Here is a 22,302-nt window from a genome sequence, read left to right as displayed (position 1 = left end):
TTCTACAAAGGGTAAAGGAAATCTTTACTTTGATATTTTTGCCGTAAATATTTGGACATTTCTTTTTCAAACAGTTTGTTGTTTTCAATCGTTAAAACATAAGAATCGTAAATGATAAAAAAATAAATAGAAGGGAAATAAAGGGTCCATTGCATATTTAGTTCATTTATAGCCTTTGTAAACTCTCCTACCATTGAGTAGTTAATCGCTTTGGGAATATGTCCCAAATAACAAATGGCTACCGCATAAATAAATATAAAGAATCCTGTAATAACATGATGGAGATAAAGATGACCTAAACCAGGAAATAAGGCTGACCAGATGAGAGCTATTGACGGTTTTCGTTTATCCAAGTAATTGACATCAAATGTTCCCATTTCCATGATCAAGACCTGAGCGTCCTCTCGGTCAGCTAATATATACTGCTTGTTTAAATCAACGGTTGTCCGATAACTATCCCAAATTCCAAACATATAAATAGCCAGATAGAGAATTAACCACCGATTATCCAATACGTCTTTTGCTTTTTCAAATTCACCCAATAAGGTATATAAAATTCCGAGGTTTACTTTTGCCCGATCATTAATAAATGTCTCCCAGAGAATGAGAATATACCCAGCCGCGTAACGATGCTGCATGATATGCCCAAATCCTGGATAGGAAAAGGAAAAAAAGGCTGAAATCCATGGGTTTTTTAAATGCAGCTGTCCTGTCGCAAATTGGGATAAATACGACCTTTGTCTTCGAAACGGAGGTATTTGATTCAATAGTATGTTCTTCTCCTTTAAAATTGTACTTCTTCGATTATCGTTTGCAAATTATGGGATAAATATCCACGTCGGGTATAATTAGTCAATCAGCCACAATCCATGTAAAATAGTTTAAAGATAATGAAATGTAGAGGTGAATGGGTATGGTTTGGAAGATTAGTAGTTCCATTAAAGAACAGGTAGATCGCTTCGGGGTGATTATAGAAAAGGTCATTGTCCCGAATGGAGAGGAAAAGAACTTTTCTTATTTAGATTTTGCAAAGGGCGTATGTATTCTGCCGATCACTGCGGATAAAGAGATTATTTGTTTAAAACAATATCGACATGCGATAAAGAGTTGGCAATGGGAGCTTCCTGCCGGAATGATTGACAAAGAAAGTGATGCTCCACTAGAAACCGCCAAAAGAGAGCTTGAGGAGGAAACAGGCAATAAAGCAGAATATTGGCTGGATTTAGGAAGCTTTTATCCTTCTCCCGGTTCAACAAGCGAGGAAATCTATTTATTTGCAGCAACAGGCCTCATCGCTACAGAGCAACGATTGGAAAGCAGTGAACAAATTGAGTTACATAAGCTAACTATGGAAGAAGTAATGACTTTAATTATAAATGGGGAGTTCAAGCATGGTGCGGGCCTCGCCGCGATATTACGATATATGTTAATGACGGAGAATAATTGATGTAGGTTATGGATGGTTGTAAGAGAACGATTTAGTCGGCGAAGAGCCATTTGTGTTACGTGACCGTAATCTCTGATATTCCTTAGTTTCGGGCACGTAGGACCTTTCTACGTTACTGTAATCTCTAATATTCCTTGGCTTTGGGCACGTAAAACCTTTCTACGTTACCCCACTCTCTGTTATTCCTTGGTTTGGGTCACGTAGAACCTCTCTACGTGACTGTACTCTCTGATATTCCTTGGCTTTGGGCACGTAGAACCTCTCTACGTTACCCCACTCTCTGTTATTCCTTGGTTTGGGTCACGTAGAACCTTTCTACGTTACCCCACTCTCTGTTATTCCTTGGTTTGGGTCACGTAGAACCTCTCTACGTGACCCCACTCTCTGTTATTCCTTGGTTTGGGTCACGTAGAACCTTTCTACCTGACCCCAAACCTCAATAAACTTTTTTACAAAGCATATGAATAAGAAGTAACACCAGTTGGTTGTTACTTCTTTCGATGTTATATTGTCTTTTCACCTTTTACCCCATTAATAGAGTAACTGACGGATATTTCTGAGTTCAAGGAATGGGAGACGGAACAGTATTTGTCTTTCGATAATTGAATCGCCCGAATCACTTTATCTTCAGGCAATTCTCCTTCTAACGCATAATGAATGTTAATCGTTGTAAAGCGCTTAGGATGATCTTCGGCACGTTCGCCTTTAACATCCATATGAAAAGCGGATGGCTCGAGGCGCATTTTATTCAGGATCGAAATAATATCTATCCCTGTACAACCTGCCACTGCCTGTAGTAGCAGTTCCGTCGGTCTTGGTCCTGAATTCTCTCCTCCGACTTCTGGGGCTGCATCCATCGTAAATTCATGTCCGGAAGGAGTAACCCCAGTAAACGCCATCTTCTCTTTCCAATTAATTGTTAACTCCATACTCATTCCCCTTTCACTTTTAATATTCTTACCCATTCATCACTTCCTTATTTTACATAATCGTTTAAATAATAGCATTTAACAGGTCTTCACTGTTTCCTCAAGGGTCGATATTGCCAAAATAGCACCCACTTTCGTACAAACAAACGTAACAAAGCAGTGGCCGAACCGAAATGGAGGATATTGGAGGCTTTAAGTTTTTCTTGGTCGAGTTCCTTTTCATATAAAAAGGCATCTGCTTTACGATTGTTCAAAAACAAAGCTCTAATCATATATATTTGATTAGAACTCTATCTTTATTTCAAAAAGAAGTATTTAATTCCACACAGAATCTAACTTCCATGATTCAATACTATTTACAGAAACCTTGCCGCCCTTTGTAAAAAGGTTAAACTGCTTGCTAGTCTCCTCCGGGAAGATTCGATTAGTAATGACCTGCTCCCCCTCATTAACAAATAGCTCAATAGATGTAGCATCCATAAAAATCCGGAGATTCAGGGTGCCATCATGCTTCATTATCAGTGGTGCTTTGCTAATTCCCTTTTCACCGCAGCCCGAGTGCTCCCGGTCCATGACTATCTCTTTATTTTCCAAATCGAGGAGAATTTCTGTTTTTTCTTTTCCATCCGCTGAACATCTTAATTGAATCCCAAATAAGGAAGCCTCTGTCTCGTTGAGGTTAATATCGAGACTGATCTCTGAAACGGATTCTTGTTGTTCATATACTGTCACTTTTTCTGTAACTTCAAGCGCATCTAGTTTCTTGTAGTCGAATCTTAATTCTGCAAGCTCTGAAACTGGCTTTTGCTTTAGAATATTTCCTTCCAAGACAAGTTCTCTTGGAATCGTCATCGCCCCAGCCCAGCCGAACTCTTGAGAAGGCATTTTTGTTAACCATTTTTCCATCCAGCCAATCATGATACGACGCCCTTTTTCATCAACCAAAGTCTGAGGGGCGTAGAAGTCGAACCCATAATCTAATGTCCTGCTCACACCCTGAGTAAAAATGCCTTGATCATAGTCCATATTACCAATCACATAAAAAGGTCTTTCGTTTTGCGTCCCATACATTGGCGAAACAATTAAGGCATGCGTTTGGTTGATTGGAAAAAGATCTGGACACTCCCACATATCTCCTTGAGAGCCATCACTTTCTGCAGCTACTCCTTTATATGTCCAATCCTTTAAATCATCCGAAACGTAGAGTACTGCTTTCCCTTTTCCCTCTTTCTTCGTTCCTACAACCATGTACCATTTGCCATCATGCTGCCAAACTTTTGGATCTCGAAAATCATGCGTACCATCGACTGGGAAGTTATCCACAACAGGGTTTTGTCTATATTTTTCAAAAGATATTCCATCGTTACTTGTGGCAATATTTTGAACCTGTTGTGGCAGGTTGCCATCTACATGCCCAGTATAAATTAGCACCAATTTATCTCCGTCTACGACTGCACTACCAGAGAAACAGCCATACCCAGTGACGTCACCAGAGTCGTAGGACTCTGATGGCGCCAAGGCAACCGGTAAGTGCTCCCAATGTACGAGATCCTTACTTTTTGCATGTCCCCAGTGCATTGGCCCCCAGCTAGAAGCGTAGGGATAGAATTGATAGAATAGATGATATTCACCCTTATATTGCACTAATCCGTTCGGGTCATTAATCCAGCCAGTCGGTGCCATAAAGTGATAGTGTAATCTATATCGACTTTTCGCAATACTAGCTTTCTTGGCGTCAATTTCTTGGTTTGCTCTTTCAAGAGCCTCTAAGTGTTTCGTATTTATACGATTCATAAATATCACCTATTTCCATTTAATATAAGCTGATATATAGATTGATAGAAACATTTATCCCCAATTTTATTAATCTTAATCCCATTTACCCTTAAGGCTTTCTTTTACACGTTGAGCATGCTCTTTATTTCCAATAGAAGATTCTCTTGTTTTGTTGTATTTAATTTCCATTTGTTTCTTCTTCTCTTCCACATAGAATGCTTCTCTTTCTTTTGCTGATTCAAATGCCTTTTGCTGCTCTTCATTTAGTTCTTTCTTAGCCTTTTGTTTCACAACTGGCATTTGGGCAACATGCGGTAATCTATCTTCCACTGGAAGGATATCAAGCTTTGGCGATGGTAACGTCTGATACCAATAAGCAGTTGACGACCAGTCATCTGACAAGTGATTTGCATGTCCATGCTCTATTGTAACCTTAATGCTTTCAGAGAAATGAATGGGATCTGCGATGTGGAATCTATAGGAAACCTGGTAACCGGGTTTGTCACTCTCATGAATAATCGATCCGTTATACAAGAATGCATTCTTTTGCATTCCCCATGCGTGTCCAAAGTAATCCTCAGTACCTGTTCCATCAATGCTAGGTTCTTTTTCACCGTCGATGAAGATCATATCATCACCTTCACCCCACCAACTTCCCTGGAAGTGATTTACTGATAAGTTACAACCCACATAATGCCCCTTACCTTCTGTTTCTAAAATCACATAGTTATCTTCACCTGTTAGATTTGATACACTCTGGATAGCAGGGCTATTTACTTGAAGGTCATTTCCCCAGCCTTCACAAGGATTTTCACGATGCCAGTTCGCATGGAAGTAGACAGTATCTTTAGGCAACTCTTCTTTATATAGCTCATAATCGATATAGAAATACAGACCAAATGGTAATGAGTTTTCGTTCACGATTTCAATTTTTGCCTTTTTGTTAAATGGCATTGGGAAATAGCAGTTTAAGGCAGCGGGCGCACCAAACTTATTTGCTTCCTCTGGTTTAACAGAAACATTGAATGGTACGGATTGGAAATTGCCTGGTAACGAATGTCCCACACAGAAAAAATCTCCTAATGGCGCCAAAACGCTTGGTGTATCTTGATCATCCCAAGTAATTTTAATCAATGCTTTTCTGTAATAAAATGGATCTTGTTCTTCCCACGTAACACCTAGAGCATTGTGGATTTCATTTACTGGTGCTACATTACTGCCTAAAACTGGATCCACGATACTTGGCCCCATAATTTTTCTGCAGAAAGATGTCATCCAAAAATGTGTTAAGCAGCCTGGTCCTTCGATTTCTCCTAATACTACTGACTCGTTTGGTGGAATCAGCCAATAATCTTGGTTTCTTCCTGATTGGTCAGAACTTGAAACCCTTGATGATCTCACATCTGTATGTCTAGTTAAATTTTGCATAAGTCCGTTAGAAGTTTTCATAATAAAGTTGCCTCCATATCATTGTTTTTTTATCCTTTAACTGCTCCAGCAGTCATACCCTTAATAATGTGTTTTTGGAAAACTCCATAAAACACTAATTGTGGAATAATAAATAGTAAGCTTGCTGATACAATTCCACCGTAATCAATGTTGTATCTTCCTTTAAATTCAGATATCGCAAGCGGAATGGTCATATGGTCAGGATCACTAATAAGTGTGACTGCAAAAGGGAATTCATTCCAGATATAAAGAATATTAAAGATAAAGATCGTCATGACCACTGGCCTGATGACCGGGAAAACCACTTTTGTACACAATGTAAATAAGTTACAGCCATCAATTACTGCTGCTTCTTCAATTTCAGCCGGGAAATCTTTTAGAAAGCCGGTAAACAATAACGTATTAAATGAAATCGAAGTAGCAATATACGGTAAAATAAGTGATAGATACGTATTTTCAATTCCTAACGAAATCGTAATTCGGTAGATTGGAAACAATAAGATAAACGGCGGGATGGCAAGCCCAATAATAAGAAAATAGTACAAGCCATTTTTTAATTTTTCACGTTTATATATTAATCTACTAATGGCATAAGAGCTCATAAAGGTAATGATCATTTCTAGGAATACCGATACAATGGCAATAATAAAGGTATTCTTATAAAGCAAGCCCATATCCAATGTTTCGAAAGCGCGCTTATAGTTATCGAAGTTTAGACTATCAGGTAACGAAAATGGATTTGTAAGGATCGTCTGGTTATCTTGAAAGGATAAGACAATCATCCAAATAAAAGGAACCATTACAAGTAATGTGACTGCATAAGTAAGGATGCTGGAAAGCTTATTCAATCTAGATTCTTTACGAGTCAATGTTTCAATCGAAGTGTCTTGTGACACCGTTGGCTTCATTGGAGCAATATAGGTATCTTCTGACTTCATCCTTCTCACACCCCTTCCTTATTACTTAGTCTTTTACCTATTGTAAAGATTCCAAGGAAAACACCTGCAAATAGAATCGTCGCGAGTAATGATATTACTGCTATCGACATCCCATAACCATACTCCCCTGAAGTAAAGGTGGTACTGTACATAAACGTTACCAATACATCTGACAAGTGATTTGGTCCACCATTGGTTAATTGGAGTACAGTTTCAAAGATTTTAAAACAAAGGGTAATAACTAATATCGTGTTTAATTTAAACGTTTCATTAAGCAAAGGGATGGTAATGTTTACCAATTGCTTGAATTTACTTGCCCCGTCCATTTCAGCTGCTTCATAGAGTTCTGCTGGAATTAATGTTAATCCTGCTAAAAATATTGTGGCTATGTAACCTAAACTCTGCCAACTTTGGACAATGGCAACTGAAAATGGAGTTAAGGTATCGCCGCCAATCCACTCAAAAGTAAGGGACTCGAGACCAATTTTTCCTAAGAAGGTATTCACCAAGCCAATTTGAGGATCTAAAATAAATACCCAAATTAACCCAACCATGATTGGCGCTATGATAGAAGGAGAATAGTTTATAGCTCGTAATGCACCTACACCCTTCATTTTCTTATTTAGTAATAGTGATAGCAAAAAAGCACCGGGGATTAGAATAACTATGGTAACCAATAGGACGATAAAGGTATTCTTAAGCGCGATTATAAATATTGGATCATTGAATAATCGCTGATAGTTAGACAGTCCCACAAACTGGGGTACACCAATACCTGTAAAACTTGTAAAACTGTAATAGGTTGCAATTACTATTGGCATCAGAATGTACATTAAATAGACTAGAATTGTTGGTAATAGCAGGATTATTTTGTTTTTATTATTACTAAACCATCGCATTTTTCCACCTACTTTATGAGTTGGCTAATGCAATAAACAAATCTATTACATTAGCCAATTACTAATAATTATTTAATTGCCGAAATTTTTTCATCCACAACTTTTGCCGCTTGCTCTGGGGTGTAAGTTCCATTAATTACACCATAAATACTGTCGTACATGGCACTTCCGATCGCTTCAGGAACCACAAGGTCAGGTTGGTTTTGTTGACTGGTCCAGCCTTCAAGCTGTACTTGATCAACTAACTTTTTAAACAATGGATGTGCAGCTTCATCTACATTCACCGTGGCATTCGTCATTGGGGCTACTTGGTTATCTACCATAATTTGAGTACCCTTTTCACCATAGTAGAACTTCAACAATTTCAAGACAGCTTCTTTCTTCGCTTTGTTCTCTCCTGCTTTTTTACTAACCAGCAACGGAGCAGAAGGTACAACTGAACTTACTTTTTGGTCGCCTACGCCATCAGTAAAGGTTGGTCCCCACCAAAAACCTACATCTTTTCCAATAGGGCTTTGTTCAATTTTTTGAACATCCCACATACCAGAATCCAACATTGCTGCTTTGCCCGCTAAAAATTGCTCAACGGCTTGGAAATAGGTTTGTGTAGTAACGTTTTTAGGAAACGCACCTAACTTCTGTAACTCACCGATTTTTTTGTAGTAGTTGACAAAGTCTGTGTTGTTATAGCTTTCTTTTCCTGCAAGAATATTATCGATTTTGTCAAAGTACCCATATCTTGAAAGCATTGTTAAAAAGGCCCATACAGAGTAATCATCTTTAGCACCTTTTGAAATCGTGGTAATACCGTTCTTTTCAAATACTTTTGTTGCTTCTGCTAAATCCTCAAAGGTTTCAGGAATCTTTACCCCGTACTTATCGAAAAGTGCTTTGTTATAGAATAGGCCCGTGATCAGTGGTTGATATGGTAAGCCGTACTGACGGCCATCCTTGTTAAAGGATTTGATCATGTTTGGTTTTAGTGAACTCTTAATATCTGGATTATCATCAAGAAATCCTGTTAAGTCCATTAACATACCAGCCTTCTCTAACTCAGCTGCTGAAGCTGGCAGCATCCAGAAAACATCCGGGAGTTTATCCGATTGAGATTGCATTTTAATACCTTTCACATGTTCTTGTTGCTCTTTCCCAATAAGGTTAACTTTAATATCTGGGTTTTCCTCCTGGAATTTTTCAATTACTTTATAAAAAGCAGGCTCTTGTTCTTTTGGATTCGCTACATGAATCGCAAAATCTATAGTTGTTTTACCATCTGCAGATGTTGCAGATTCTTTTTTTCCACAACCAGCTAGAATCAAACCAATAAGCATTACCAAACTTAATAAAATTTTAAATTTTTTCATGCTGAACCTCCGGCCATTTTTTAGGTTTAGTTATTAACCCTATAAGGAATTTCTAAGAACGATTGTCGATTCTATACAAATTTCTTCTGCCTCTTTTGTGTGATCCTCCAGCCTCTCTAAAAGAAGCCTTGCTGCGGTCTGCCCCATCTCAAATGATGGTTGTCTTATGGTGGTAATTGATGGCTCTGTTAGCTCCATCCAATTAAAATCATCATAAGCAATGAACGATACCTCTTCTGGGATTTGGATATTCTTTTCTTTTAGTACCTTGTAAACTCCCATAGCAATAACATTATTGACTGCTATAATGCCATCAACTTCTTGTGTAGAAAAAAGTTCTTTTGCCATTTGATATCCTTCATCAAAGGAGGACTCCCCTACAAATATTAGCTCTTCATTCAGTTCAATCTGGTACCTTCTAAGGACATCTTTATATGCCTCAAAACGCTCAATCGTACTTGAAACATCGATTGGACCAGAAAAGAAGGCAATTTTTCTTCTTTTCTTCTTAACCATCATTTCAATTGCTTCATAGGTAACAGAATAGTTATTAGAATATACTGTATCTACTTTTTTCGTTGAGTTCGGTTTGCGATCGACATAAACCGCTGGATATCTATTAAATGCTTCGTTAGTTTCATTACCAAGGTTAGAAGTAGGAGCAATGATTAATCCATCAATATACTCAATAAATTGGGTGTTAAACATATCGATTTGCTCTAGTTCGTCATTTATATTTTCACGAGAATTGCTAATAACCAATTTGTATCCTACTTTATTTAAGACACTTTCAACACCAATCGAAAGCGAGAGGAAAAAATCTGCTGAAGTATCATTTGGAAGGATCGGAATGATTAAACCGATCACTTTCGTATCTTTTCCCTTTAATGATTTTGCTACAGCACTCGGGGTATAATTCAACTCTTCCATTGCTTGAAGGACTCTTATTCGTGTATCTTCTTTTACAAATCTTGAAGAATTCATTACATTTGAAACAGTAGCTGTTGATACATTGGCTTTTTTAGCAACATCCTTTATGTTTGCTCTTTTAGTTTCCAAAAAACTACACTCCTAATTAATTCTCAATTTCTAACATTACTCGTTTAGTATTCTTAACTTGATTGTAATTAGTTAGTTTTTCTCACCTCCTATTTAATCGATTAACTAAATTTGGTAAAAAAAATTATTGCTCCATTTTGATTTAATCGTTTAAATAATATTCTAAAATGAACCCTCGTACGATTAAATCATTGTATTTTTTATAATTAATCGATTAATTAAAAGGATAAATATGTAATAATCTAGATGTTGGATACTCTATTTAATCGATTAACTAAACGGTTAAATAAAAAGGACGACCCAATATGTGCTATCCTATTTAATCGATTAAATGAATAATGAAATAAAAAAGGTTTGGTTACGACCTTATCTAATCGATTAAATATAAAAATAAGTTTCCTTTTCATGTAATCGTTTTCTATGATGTTAGTTTAATTTATTTTGAATTGTCTGTCAATATACCTAACTATAAAGTTTTTTTGCAGTTTTTTGTACAATCATTAAAACGATTAAACTAAAAACGGATCCAGAGAACACTACGGATAGGCCAGCTACCTTTAATGTCAAGAAATGTAGCAATAATAACCCTGTTAAAATATATAGGTTGGTCATCGGATTATGAAATAATATATAGAGAGAACTCTTAAAAATTTCTTTTTTCCCACGGGCGCCATAGATATAAACGACAAGGCTATATAAGAAAATCATGGCCAATAGAAACAACAATACATAAAATAATTTAACTACCAAGCTATTAAATGCAAAATCCAAAGAAGAAATAAAACGGATATCAGCAGCGATAATAATAGCTAATAAAATAAAAGGAAAAAATAGTAGGTTGCTCTTTTTGAACTCTTTTTTATAGAGTATAGTAAATTCCTTTATGATACTAAAATCACTTTTCTCCAAAAACATTCTTTTAATAATAAAAAACATAGCTATGGTTGCAGGAAAAATTCCTAATAGTACTCCACCTAAAAGTGTAAACGTCAGCCAAAGAATATTAATATAGGCTAAATTGGAGATCCAGGTAGAAAGACTATGAAACTTGTTTAGTATGCCATTATTCAAACTTAACCCTCCTTATTTTGCAGATAATTCCTAATTGTAAAAATTTAAATGTAGTTCAATTTTAAGACCTATGAAACAACTTTGTAAAGGTCAATATTTCATTTAATCCTCAATGCTTGCGAGCTTTGTGGGCAACAGATAGTTGAAACCCCTATAGACGTTGGTGCCTGACACCAGTTAACAAAATAAAAATGGAAACAGCCACATTCATTTCGGGAATGTTTCTGTTTCCTTATATTTTCATACTCTATCGCTTTAAACTTTAGCCGATTGGGGGTCAGACCCCATTGACCCTACAAAGTTAATTTCCATCTTTCCGTCCTGATTGGTAATTTCAATGACTTTTTCTTCAAAAAAGTATGGGGCATCATATTTATCTTGTTTCTTGATTGTTGCATAATTGTTTTTCGCGGTGAGAACTGGGAAAACTACATTTGTTTTCTTACCTCCACCGTTCTGCACAATCCCCACTTCAGCCATTAACATGACCTGTTTACTAGCGATGGCAAAAAACAATTGACCGATCTCTCTTCCGTTTTCAGTAATTTTCACATGCTGTAGTATCGAGATAACACACACAATAATATCGTTAACTTGTTCATTGGATATGCTCTTTAACCCACAATCAACCAGCACTTGATTGATGCCATTTTTTATTTCCTTGAATGAAAATACCTCTTCGATCTTAAGAGCCGTGTTCATTTTTGCGAGATTAGCAAACTTTTTTCTTGTCTCGCAAAGATACTCCGTGACAACTCCGGGCTTCGTACCTCGGCTCACAACAAAGCCCGCCAGCTCCTGAAGACAGCTATTGCCATTGCTCTTATTGCTAAGTAGAATTAAAAAGGCGTATGCATCCTTCTCATCCAAGCGATTATCCAATAATTTTTCATAGTAATAATTAATTAATGTCCGTTCTTTTCTATCCATTTTCCGACCCCTAAACATAATGTTTTTCGAAACCTAAGTGTATTTCCCAACTTCTATTGTACAATTTTTCACAATGAAATACAGGGCCAATAAATAAGACAAAACGGAGAGTCCAAGGGCTCTCCGTTTTGTTTTTTCTAGTAATCAAAATCTTTCAAGTAATTCGATGATTACTTTGTATGTAGATGAAGTATCCATGTAAGCGTATCGGCCTTTACCGTTCCAGAAATTACCTCTTTGGATGACGGGATAGCCCAGGTCCTCCAGCAATTTCACTTTTTCCTCGATATCATTAACTACAAAGGAAATATGATGAACACCTTCGCCTTGTGTTTCGAGGTGCTTTTTCCAAGTGCTTGGTGAATCACCCGGCTCAATTAATTCAAGCTGAAGTAAAGGGGTATTAATAAACATATATTTCGAGTCAGCTTCAGTTGGCTTTCCTTCAAAAATAACCTGAGTAAGTTCACTCGGACCTGATTGAATGACCGGAGGTTTTTCCACACCCAATAACTTGCAATACGCTTCGGCAGCAGCATCCAGATCTTTTACGACAATTGCCAACTGCTCGATTTTATTGGTTCCTAATAAAGGGGTGAAGATATCTGTGGTAGGGGCCGTATCCCTCGGAACATCACTTTCTAGGAGTTCCATTAGTGTCTTATGACTTTTTAACGTATCCACATAAACATATCTTCCATCACTAGACGTAAATTCCCCGCTCTGCAGCAATGGGTAACCGTTCTCCTCAAAAACAGGAAGTTTCTCTTTAATAGAATCGACATCAAAGGCGATATGATGAATTCCTTCCCCAACAGTATCCAAAAATTCACGCATCGTCCCAGGTTCTTGGTTGGGTTCAATCAATTCGATTTGCAAAGTCGGCGTGTTCATAAATACTAGTTTACTCCGAGAAGCACTTGGCTGACCGCGAAAGACCACTTTAGAAACTTCACGATCGCCTGTTAAGAACCAATTTGGTTTTGGTATCCCAAGAAGTTTCGCATATGCTTCCGATGCCTGCTCAATATCACGAACCACGAAAGCAATTTGGTTAATGACGTTATTTCCAGCTAACGGCTTATTTTCCGTCAATGATTCGGTCAATTAAATTCACCTCAATTAGTAATTCGGATACAAATCAACCTAGCCCGCGAACAGCTAATCCCCCATCACTTGAAATCACTTCACCTGTAATCGCGCGGGCCTGATCCGAAGCTAGAAGGAGATAAGCCCCCACATGATCTTCAGACTTCATCGCAATTTGAAGGGGGTTCCGTTTTTTTATGCTTTTCTCTTTCGTCTCATTATCGACCATTTTTACAAAAGGCTGCAGTGGTGGAATAACATGTAATGCTGTTAACGTTCCTCCAGGTGCCACCGCGTTTACCCGGATTTCCGGTGCTAATTCAAACGCCAGTTGGCGCATTAGTCCAATTTGAGCATGCTTGCTTGCTGTATACCAAACCCCTCCGCCATCCGGATAGAACCCCGCACCTGAGACAGTGAAAATCATATTCCCTGCTGTTTTTTTAAGTTCCGCAGTGGCTGCTTTTGCCCCATTAAAATATCCCTTTACATTGATATTGAAAAGGAGGTCATAAGCATCTGACATGGCTTCCGGTGTGACGGTTTCAAATTTGGCAAAACCATCGAATACACCTGCATTGGCCACAAAGACATCTAACTTCCCAAATGTTTCTACTGCCGTTTGCACTGCTCGTACATGATCATCATAGATCGTAACGTCGCCCTCAATGCATTGAACCTGTTCCCCAAATTGCTGTTTGAGCTCATTTAAGCCTGCTGCAGACCGATCAAGGATAGTAACAACGGCACCCTCTTTTACAAATGCCTCGGTGACAGCCCTCCCAATCCCGGAGGCACCTCCGGTCAAATAAATTGATTTCCCACTAAGCTGAGCCATCAAGGTGCTCCTTTCTACGTTGGCTTCTATACAAATATAGCCAGATTTCTAGTATTTAAAGTCGTTTGATCTACAATGAATACGCGTTTAGAAAGCTTCCATTCCCCGTCAACATACGTGAATTCATCTTGACGTTCACCTGAAATTAAATCGTGATGAATATCGGTACTTCGGCTGCGATAAATCGTCAAATAGCTGTTAACAACCGCTGTTTCATTGGGAACATACTCAAGAAGCCTCACATTATTGACAGACCTTCGTGTACGAGACGGCGGGATTTCGGCCCAGGCGTAATCTGTTTTTAAACGGTCCACGCGAATTTTTAATAATTCAATGTCATCATTAAAAGCAAACATATCGAAGGAATAATCGGGACGTTCAATCCCTTCCTTATTAACCCTTACCGGCATTTGATAAGAAATGTCTGGGTGCAGCAAACTAAACCAGCCATCAAAATCAATATCATCGAGAAACTTCGCTTCCCGGTATAACCATTGTTCCATTTCAAAGGTTGCAAGCATCTTCTCTAAACTCATCATGACTCCTCCAATCTTTTTTGTAGGCGCTTTCTCTCTTCAAAAAATAAAACCTTTAAGAAGTCATGAGATCGAGCCAGTAACGATAAAAGTTCCTTTGATTGGCCTCGGTGAATTTATCATCAAAAACGACACCCGGGCCAATAAAATCTTCCACAGGCTTTCGATGTAAGCCCATCGTATAATTAAAGGTCAGCTGTTTCACTAATGGCATCGTCCCGGAGGCTACAGCAGTAATATCGGTAAATACCTCTGTGTCATCTTGTTCAAAGATTCCTGACGGGCTGAAGGTCAAAACAAACGACTCACGCGAACGTCTTTTCCAATCGGCTGAAGCATTTTTCTCCACTAAAAACCAAGTGATCACTTCCATTTTATCGACACCAACCGGCCGCCATAGACGAACCGAAGTATTCGAAATCAACTGGCCTTTTACCTTCGTATGAGAAATTAAGAAAGATAGATTGGGAAAAATATTGCCAATCATATTTTTTAGATTAGACAAAACGTCATACTGCTCTGCTGTTAAATTAGACTTATATTCTTCTTTAAGTTCCTCTGGAAAGGCAAAATCAGGATTAGGCGTGCCTAGATTTAAGCCATGCCCCTTGTCAGTATGAATTTGATAACCCTTTTTGGAATAGGTAGCACTTGGGACCATTCCCAATTTGACAATCGAGCCATGCGTAACCATGGTATGATACGAATCACCCACAAAGTTATCCGCGCCAATTTTCCAGTTCGAATGAATAATAAATCGTTGCGGCGGCCCCAATACTTCCATTTCCGCCCGGCCTGCCAAAATATCGAGATACCATTTAAAATCGCCTAAGAAATCTTCTAATGGTTCAGCCTCGTCATTCCACGTCCCGAACATAAGACCCTTGTAGGTTTCGATTCTAACTTGATGAAGCCCTAAACCAGATTTATCAAATCCCTCACCATAAATATCTTTTTGCAGCGGTACCCCAACACAATCCCCATTGTTTTTAAAATTAAACCCATGATACGGGCAAGTAAAAGAAGATTTATTTCCTGCATCCGCCCGGCAAAGCTTCATGCCGCGGTGGGTACACATATTATAGAGACAGCGAATTTCACCATCAGCGCCTCGTGTAATAATGACGGAATAACCAGCAACATCTCTTGTAATGAAATCATTTTTATTGGGAATTTCTGATTCATGACCAACAAATATCCATGTTTTTAAAAACAGCTTTTTATGTTCAAGATCATAGATTTTTGGATCTCCTAATAGAGAGGCAGGAATCGCGCCAATTTCCGGCTGAACGGATTCACTTAAGTATTCAACTACATCTTTTTGCGACATGTCTTCTAGATTTATGTTTGTTTTAACCATCAACTATTCCCCCTAACACTAATTTTCTTATACCTTTTCCAGGAGAATGAGATCAAAAATCTTCGGGTTTCCCCTGTTTTCTTCCATCATTTTAACACTTATCCCACTTTAATGACCGCATCTATATTTTTCAATGCTGCCAACACACTTAATGCAGCCAAGTAACTTGTTTTGGGATTATTAGGCATCGGATCATTTTCCACCTTTAGTGATAATGTTCCGAATGAACCAGTCGCCTCGATTGAATGACTATTCTTCATCACAGCTGGATCAGAAATAATTTTAACACCTGTTTGATCCGATCCTAGACCTGCTAATGACAAGATGATCGATACATTAATATTTTTCGGGAATAATTCAATCGCTTCTGCCGCAGAGCCCTCGAATATCACTTGTTCTCGATCGGCAGGAGCACCAGGCAATGCTTGTGGAGGTTTTCTAGTAGTAATAGAAACAGCTTCTAGTTCGCCAATGGATTTCGCTGCTTTAAGGACATCTAATCCGCTAATGGCACCTGATGGTAAATAAATTTTTGTACTGCTTTCTTTACATATTCTTTCTAGATTTCGAAAAAAATCTACATCGGCTAAGGCACCAACACTGCTTAACACTAAATCTTTACCACTTGCTAAGATCGCCGCTGCATAATCTTTCACCACTTGAATGGTCGCCGCTTCAACAACAAGGTCAATATTAGACTGGATAAGTGATTGAATATCCGAATAGTTTTCTACTGCAAACTCAGCAGCAAGCTCCCCGGCTGCGTGCTGATTCCGTGTATAAATACCTACAATTTTACCATCTGAAAGAAGGCCATCGGTATTGATGCTTTGAAGGAGGAACTTTCCAATATTTCCTCCGCCAATTAATCCTATTCTCATCTGATACCCTCCTTCTTAGTTGGCCAAACCGTATGAATCAGCAAAATATTCGAGTCCGCAATGTCTCGTTTCACGGGACAAGCCGCTTTCTTTTAGGCCAGGAAAATCAAGATGGAGATCCTGAAAAACCGTATGATTATTATGAAAGACAGCGCCTGCTTCTAATCGATCAGCTAATTTCACGGCGAGTAATTCATCCTCCGTCCAAACAGACGCTCTTAACCCGAATTCACTGTCATTAGCGAGCCGCACTACTTCATCTACATCTGAAAACGGTAGGATCGGAATAACTGGGCCAAATTGTTCGGCACGAACGATTTCACTCTGTTGGTCCACACCAGTAATGATCGTCGGCATAATAAAATAACCTTGTTCCCACGATTCCGGATCTAACTGAATTCCTCCAGTAATGACATTTGCTCCTGATTCACTTGCTCGATTGATCAGGCCATTTACATAGTCATATTGGGATTTGTTATTTAATGGACCCATTTCAACATCCGGTTGAATCCCATTCCCAACCCGAATACGGCTAAATTCCTTCGTTAATTTATCAATAACTTCCTCATATCTGGATTCGTGTACATAGATCCTTTTGATGGCGGAGCACACTTGCCCTGCCGCGCGAAGAACCCCAAAACGGAGACGTTTGATTGCTTCGTCATCCAACTTAGCATCAGCAAGGAGTATTGCTGCATCATTCCCGCCCAGCTCCATATACAGCTTCTTTACCGTCCCAGCAGCAGAACGCATAATTTCTTTGCCTGTTTCCGTACTGCCGACGAACGCAATCGTACGGACGCGCGGATCAGAACAAAGGGCATCACCAATCACACCCCCAGAACCGGTGACAACATTGATAACCCCATCTGGAAAATAGGAAGCTACCACTTTTAAGAACGTCATGATCGTTAATGGACAGCTGGTTGCAGGCTTAACGACCACCGTATTTCCTGTCAACACAGCGGGAATGACTCGCTTAAAGGTAAGAATCAGCGGTGAATTCCAGGGAGAGATGATAGCTGCAACCCCGCGCGGACGCTTGCGGATTTGCACCTTTTGACCTCCAGACAAACTCTCAGGTTTCCACCATTCTAGTAATTCTTCTGCCCCTTGTTTCATAATATCAACTACTCGAAGCAAATCCTTTTTCGCTTCAACCAGGACCTTGCCATTCTCGCGAACTAACAAACTGACATTCTCTTCCACGATTGATTTAATCTCATCAGCTGCGAGCTTCATCCGGTTTGCCCGATCCTCTATGTCACTTTGAGACCAGCTTTGATAGACTTTAGCAGCTGTTCCCACCGCTTGATCTACATCCGCTTTTGAACATAAGGCAACTTCACCGACCACTTCACTCGTATGTGCTGGATTGGTAACATTGGCTGTTCTTTCCGCTTGAAGCCACTGCCCGCCAATCAGGTATTTTCCTGAAACAAATGGATGTGTTGAAATCACACTAAATTCCTCCCTATAACTTTTTCGGTTTGAAAGCATCTGCTGCACCTGGAGGACCTCCAAAGGGTTTCGCCATTGGTCCGACCGCTTCCATGTCTACCACAATCATCGTTGGCTTTTTACCAGCAACGGCCTTCTCCAGTTCAGTGACAAATTCTGTGGCTGAACCGATCCGTGAGGCATCAAATCCCATCGATTGCGCTAGTAGCACAAAGTCAGGGCTCATTAAATCAACGGCAACTTGACGACCATAGGCCGCACTTTGAATATTTCGAAGCACCCCGTAACCCGCATCATCAAACAGGACCACAATCAACGGTAGTTTTTCCTGGGCAGCAGTGGCCATTTCACCGACATTGACCATAAATCCTCCATCGCCTGCCATCAGCACAACCGGACGATCCTTGAAAGCCATTTGCGCACCAATCGCTGTTGGCAGCCCTTGGCCAATCCCGCCGCCGGACGCGTGAATCGATGTCCTAGGTTGATAGATTTCAAATAAGCGGCTTCCCCACACATTCGCCTGAACGGTTACATCCCGGACTAAAATCGTGTTTTCTGGTAACACGTTTCGCATCCCATCGAGGATTTGCTCATAAGGACCCAGTGTTGCTCGTAACTGTGTCCGCAATTCTTCCCGAACGGACTGTACTTCATCAAGATAGGCAGGATCTGGAACGATTGATTTTTGCGATAATGCTTGATTTAATCCTTGTAAAATTTGTTTCGCATCACCTACTAATCCATAGGTCGCTTCATAGTTACGATTAATCGCCTGCCAATCCGCGTCAATCGAGATATGTTCTTTTGGAACAGGGACTTTCCAATTGGCTGTTTCATTCCCTCTAAAACGAACCCCAATACTGATCAACAGGTCTGAATTTTTCAGTAGGGTTTTCGTTAATTCATTCGCAGCAAAGTGACCGATACATTGTGAATGATTTTCAGGAATGCTTCCTTTTCCAGATTGGCTTGTGATCACGGCCGCCCCAATCGTTTCTGCCAACGCGGTAACCTCATTTGAGGCGCCAGAGGTAATCACTCCTCCTCCTGCCCAAATGACCGGCCGGCGAGCATGACTAATTTTGGCTAATGCCTCTTCAGGAATGGACGGAATGGTATTATTAGTTGGAGCTTTTATACTGATATCCTCAATCGGATGATTAGGGATAATGGCTGATTGAAAATCAATGGGGATTTCAAGTGTTACTGGTCCTGCCGGATAGGCAAACGCGTCTTGTATGGCTTGCCGGACGACGGCAGCTGCCTGCTCTGGTCTTCTTAAGCGAACTGCTTTTTTACAAGACCCTTCCATCATCGACAACTGGTCTTTACATTCATGGATATATCCTCTGCCCGTTCCTAAGTAAGGGGAAGCCACCTCACCGGTAAGATGAAGAACAGGTACACCTGCGGCCCAAGCTTCAATTAACGAACCTGCCGCATTACCGGCACCTGTTCCCGTACTCGTAATCACGACTCCCAATTTACCTGTTGCTCTGGCATAGCCATCTGCCATATTTGCCGCGCCGCTCTCACCGCGGGAACAGACTAAATGAATGCTTCCTTCCCGGAGAATCGCATCATAGATCGGCATATTGTGGATACTGACAATTCCAAACGCTGTTTCCACTCCAGCACGGACAAGTTCTTTTACAACTGCATCTGCTGTGGTATATTCCATCTGATTTTGTTCGCTCATCATTCATTCCTGCCTTTATCAGTAATTAAAGCGCTTTCCCCAGCGCTCCAGCTGTTTCAATGGTTGAACCGGCTACATAACTTGCTTTGCTTGATGCTAAAAATAAAATCACACTGGCCACTTCTTCTGCTTCGCCAACTCTCCCTAAAGGGATATTTCGCTTTTTGGCTAAATCAGAATAATAGTCTTCTGCGTTCATATCTGGAGCATTTTTCAATCTTCTTCGCTCCCATTGATCGGTACGAATCAACCCTAAACTCACTGAGTTGACTAAAATATTATCTGATGCAAGCTCTTGTGATAGAGTCTTACTTAAATTCAATAATCCGGCTCTTGTTGCCGCCGTTGCAATCATATGTCTTTCCGGCTCTTTCGCTAACGTAGCATTGATATTGATGATGCGGCCGCCGCCATTCTTAACCAAATAAGGATGAACCGCCTTCACCGCATAAATAATCGCAAAGTATTTCAATTGGATTTGCTGCTCCCATTGTTCATCCGTCACATCAAAAAAGTAACCCATGACACTTTGTCCAGCAGCATTCACAAGGATATCAATCCCGCCAAAGTGTGTGGCTGTCCCGTTGATAAACGCGTTAACATCATCCTTATTAGTCACGTCACAGGTTGCTGCAAAAATCGAATCGGCTGGTCCAAATTTCAGCAGGTGATCATAGGCTTTTTCTTTCCGCTCGCTATTTCTGCCGCAAACCGCTACGCGGGCACCTTCCTGAAGGAACATTTCTGCCGTCTTTAAGCCAACTCCAGAGGTTCCTCCCATGATGACCGCTACTTTACCCTTTAATCCTAAATCCATCCTGACACCCCTTTTCGTCAAACCAATGCTTTAACATCTACCCAGCCTGGGTCTGGCTCGCCGCCCATTGCTGCCCGTGTTTCCGGTTTTGGAGGTCCGGCGATTCCCCATTGGTCCATTAAATGAGGCACTCGCTTCCAAACACGCGCTCTCCATTCTGACTCATCTTCAATCGTTTCCAAATAACAGGTATACTCCATCACAAACTTCCCTGGATCTTGGAAGTAGCAAAAAACATTGTTTCCAGGACCGTGGCGCCCTGGGCCCCAAATCTCTTGATAGCCTGCTTTTCTGACATTACTGATTCCCCGCATCACTTCATCCACCGTATCCACTTCGTAGGCAATATGATTAACGGAGGCGTGAGCATCCTGATTGAAGGCAATCGAGTGGTGTTTCCTGTTACAGCGTAAGAAGGACATTTGGTGCTCGCTCCAGTCGGTCACCTTAAACCCTAGGACATTCGTATAAAAATCAGTAATCATATCAAGGTCTTTCGTATTCATGACGACATGGTTCAGTTTGACTGGATCGACATTTTTCTTGTTCCAAATCGAGGTATGAATTTCCACCCAGGCGGATAATTCGATACAGCGATTTTCTGGATCGACAAAACGCAAGCCATAGCCTTTTCCTTCCTCATCCAAATAACCAGGCGGGGAAACAATCTTCACACCTTTTGAAGCAAGGATTTCTGCCGCTCTGTCGACTGCGTTTTTATCTACCATTCCGAATGCAATATGGTGCAACCCTCTTTTTTCTCCTGCATGCAGGCTTAATATATGGTTTTCAGGGCCAGCCCCGCGAAAGTAAACAGACTGTTCATCTTGAGAAACCTTATCCAAGCCCCATATTTTCTCATAAAATTCAGCTTGTTCCTTGAGAACGGGGGTAATTAAGCTAATATGCCTTAAATGTGTGATTCCTAACATCCTGCCACCTCCATTTTTTTTTAAAAGTCAACAAGGATGATCCCGCATGAAAATAAGAGGACCATCCCTGTCAACGAACAAATTTCTTAAGTTTCAGGGAGTATGTTTGCTAAGAAACATCTGCCTATTGAAAAATTATTTTCCGTTAATAATTGCTTCTCTCTCTTTAGCCCGCTTAAGACGAAGTTCCTCTAATGCGCTTCCTTTTGGATAGGTCGGTAAATTCGGCTTAACAGCACCTAGCATAACGAGCATTAATGCCTCTTCATCGCTATCATTGCGCAGTCCGCGATAGACTCCAGGAGGAGAACTGATACAATCCCTTTCATTTAAGACGATTTCATGGACTTCACTCTCACCCTCTTCTTGGATAAGTGCAGTCACACTGCCTTTTAAGATAAAGAAAACTTCTTCCACATCATCATGTAAATGAAGTGGTCCTTTACACCCTGCTGGTAAAACCATGGTGCTTAATGTGAAGTGTTCTGCAGCAATCACATTTGCATCATTATTAGCCGTGGCACCGCGGCCGATATATCTCATCTGTGCTCTGCGATAAGCTGGGTCCACTTCTTCCTGAAACTTCAACACGTTAAAATCTAGTGAGCGATCCTTTAACCTCGCCACATATTTTTTCTCAAACGCTTCTACTGAAAATTTTTCCTCAGACATTTACAACACTCCTTCTTGAATATGTTTTATATACAAAACATTGTTTTCTTTATAAACTAATATTAATTCCCAATACTATAATTGTCAATTATAAATATTGAGAATTTTTAATATTTAAAACTATGTTTTATATACGTAACATTTAAATAAAT

The 22,302-nt window shown here is 39.9% G+C and carries 21 protein-coding genes and 1 pseudogene; 1 reads left to right on the top strand and 21 read right to left on the bottom strand.

The window, feature by feature from the left end; translation table 11 throughout:
- Window positions 1–2: 2 nt before the first annotated feature.
- Window positions 3–767, bottom strand: coding sequence for a hypothetical protein (locus J7E66_RS06700; protein ID WP_214998586.1), 765 nt, complete (start codon window positions 765–767; stop codon window positions 3–5).
- Window positions 768–913: 146 nt separating this feature from the next.
- On the opposite strand from J7E66_RS06700, the gene J7E66_RS06695 reads away from it, so the two are divergent.
- Window positions 914–1,447, top strand: coding sequence for an NUDIX hydrolase (locus tag J7E66_RS06695; RefSeq protein ID WP_214998585.1), 534 nt, complete (start codon window positions 914–916; stop codon window positions 1,445–1,447).
- Between the two features lie 503 nt (window positions 1,448–1,950).
- On the opposite strand, the gene J7E66_RS06690 is transcribed toward J7E66_RS06695, so the two are convergent.
- The 20 genes and pseudogenes from J7E66_RS06690 to J7E66_RS06600 form a co-directional block, all read right to left on the bottom strand.
- On the bottom strand, window positions 1,951–2,376 hold the full coding sequence (locus J7E66_RS06690; protein ID WP_214998640.1) for an OsmC family protein: 426 nt from the start codon (window positions 2,374–2,376) through the stop codon (window positions 1,951–1,953).
- 149 nt (window positions 2,377–2,525) lie between these two features.
- Window positions 2,526–2,633: pseudogene (locus tag J7E66_RS31625) on the bottom strand (carbohydrate kinase); the annotation flags it as partial.
- Between the two features lie 58 nt (window positions 2,634–2,691).
- Window positions 2,692–4,170 carry a glycoside hydrolase family 32 protein gene (locus tag J7E66_RS06685; protein ID WP_214998584.1) on the bottom strand — a complete coding sequence of 493 codons (1,479 nt, stop codon included), beginning with the start codon at window positions 4,168–4,170 and terminating at the stop codon, window positions 2,692–2,694.
- 75 nt (window positions 4,171–4,245) lie between these two features.
- Window positions 4,246–5,601 carry a glycoside hydrolase family 172 protein gene (locus J7E66_RS06680; RefSeq protein ID WP_214998583.1) on the bottom strand — a complete coding sequence of 452 codons (1,356 nt, stop codon included), beginning with the start codon at window positions 5,599–5,601 and terminating at the stop codon, window positions 4,246–4,248.
- Window positions 5,602–5,630: 29 nt separating this feature from the next.
- A complete protein-coding gene (locus J7E66_RS06675) occupies window positions 5,631–6,539 on the bottom strand; it encodes a carbohydrate ABC transporter permease (RefSeq protein WP_251032798.1) in 909 nt (302 codons plus the stop codon).
- Between the two features lie 5 nt (window positions 6,540–6,544).
- A complete protein-coding gene (locus tag J7E66_RS06670) occupies window positions 6,545–7,438 on the bottom strand; it encodes a carbohydrate ABC transporter permease (protein ID WP_214998582.1) in 894 nt (297 codons plus the stop codon).
- 68 nt (window positions 7,439–7,506) lie between these two features.
- A complete protein-coding gene (locus J7E66_RS06665) occupies window positions 7,507–8,802 on the bottom strand; it encodes an ABC transporter substrate-binding protein (protein ID WP_214998581.1) in 1,296 nt (431 codons plus the stop codon).
- A gap of 39 nt (window positions 8,803–8,841) precedes the next feature.
- Window positions 8,842–9,861 carry a LacI family DNA-binding transcriptional regulator gene (locus J7E66_RS06660; RefSeq protein WP_214998580.1) on the bottom strand — a complete coding sequence of 340 codons (1,020 nt, stop codon included), beginning with the start codon at window positions 9,859–9,861 and terminating at the stop codon, window positions 8,842–8,844.
- Between the two features lie 462 nt (window positions 9,862–10,323).
- Window positions 10,324–10,932, bottom strand: a complete 609-nt coding sequence (locus J7E66_RS06655; protein WP_214998579.1) for a YesL family protein — start codon at window positions 10,930–10,932, stop codon at window positions 10,324–10,326.
- Between the two features lie 255 nt (window positions 10,933–11,187).
- Window positions 11,188–11,862 (bottom strand): hypothetical protein, encoded by a 675-nt coding sequence (locus J7E66_RS06650; protein WP_214998578.1) that lies wholly within the window; start codon window positions 11,860–11,862, stop codon window positions 11,188–11,190.
- A gap of 144 nt (window positions 11,863–12,006) precedes the next feature.
- Complete coding sequence (locus tag J7E66_RS06645) at window positions 12,007–12,969, bottom strand: VOC family protein (RefSeq protein WP_251032797.1); 963 nt, start codon at window positions 12,967–12,969, stop codon at window positions 12,007–12,009.
- Between the two features lie 34 nt (window positions 12,970–13,003).
- A complete protein-coding gene (locus tag J7E66_RS06640) occupies window positions 13,004–13,789 on the bottom strand; it encodes an SDR family NAD(P)-dependent oxidoreductase (protein WP_214998577.1) in 786 nt (261 codons plus the stop codon).
- A gap of 26 nt (window positions 13,790–13,815) precedes the next feature.
- Complete coding sequence (locus J7E66_RS06635; RefSeq protein ID WP_214998576.1) at window positions 13,816–14,325, bottom strand: aromatic-ring-hydroxylating dioxygenase subunit beta; 510 nt, start codon at window positions 14,323–14,325, stop codon at window positions 13,816–13,818.
- A 55-nt stretch (window positions 14,326–14,380) separates the two neighbouring features.
- Window positions 14,381–15,685, bottom strand: a complete 1,305-nt coding sequence (locus tag J7E66_RS06630; RefSeq protein ID WP_214998575.1) for an aromatic ring-hydroxylating oxygenase subunit alpha — start codon at window positions 15,683–15,685, stop codon at window positions 14,381–14,383.
- A gap of 98 nt (window positions 15,686–15,783) precedes the next feature.
- Window positions 15,784–16,566: an aspartate dehydrogenase gene (gene nadX, locus J7E66_RS06625; protein ID WP_214998574.1), complete on the bottom strand. Its 783-nt coding sequence runs from the start codon at window positions 16,564–16,566 to the stop codon at window positions 15,784–15,786.
- 15 nt (window positions 16,567–16,581) lie between these two features.
- Entirely contained in the window at window positions 16,582–18,027 is a 1,446-nt protein-coding gene (locus tag J7E66_RS06620; protein WP_214998573.1) for an aldehyde dehydrogenase family protein, read from the bottom strand.
- Between the two features lie 13 nt (window positions 18,028–18,040).
- Complete coding sequence (locus J7E66_RS06615) at window positions 18,041–19,729, bottom strand: thiamine pyrophosphate-binding protein (protein WP_214998572.1); 1,689 nt, start codon at window positions 19,727–19,729, stop codon at window positions 18,041–18,043.
- 25 nt (window positions 19,730–19,754) lie between these two features.
- Window positions 19,755–20,546, bottom strand: a complete 792-nt coding sequence (locus J7E66_RS06610) for an SDR family oxidoreductase (RefSeq protein WP_214998571.1) — start codon at window positions 20,544–20,546, stop codon at window positions 19,755–19,757.
- Window positions 20,547–20,563: 17 nt separating this feature from the next.
- Entirely contained in the window at window positions 20,564–21,478 is a 915-nt protein-coding gene (locus tag J7E66_RS06605; protein ID WP_088089742.1) for a VOC family protein, read from the bottom strand.
- A gap of 135 nt (window positions 21,479–21,613) precedes the next feature.
- Window positions 21,614–22,150, bottom strand: a complete 537-nt coding sequence (locus J7E66_RS06600; RefSeq protein WP_214998570.1) for a cupin domain-containing protein — start codon at window positions 22,148–22,150, stop codon at window positions 21,614–21,616.
- Window positions 22,151–22,302 lie beyond the last annotated feature (152 nt).

The organism is Bacillus sp. ISL-7 (assembly GCF_018613065.1).
This window is presented reverse-complemented; position numbering and strand designations above follow the sequence as displayed.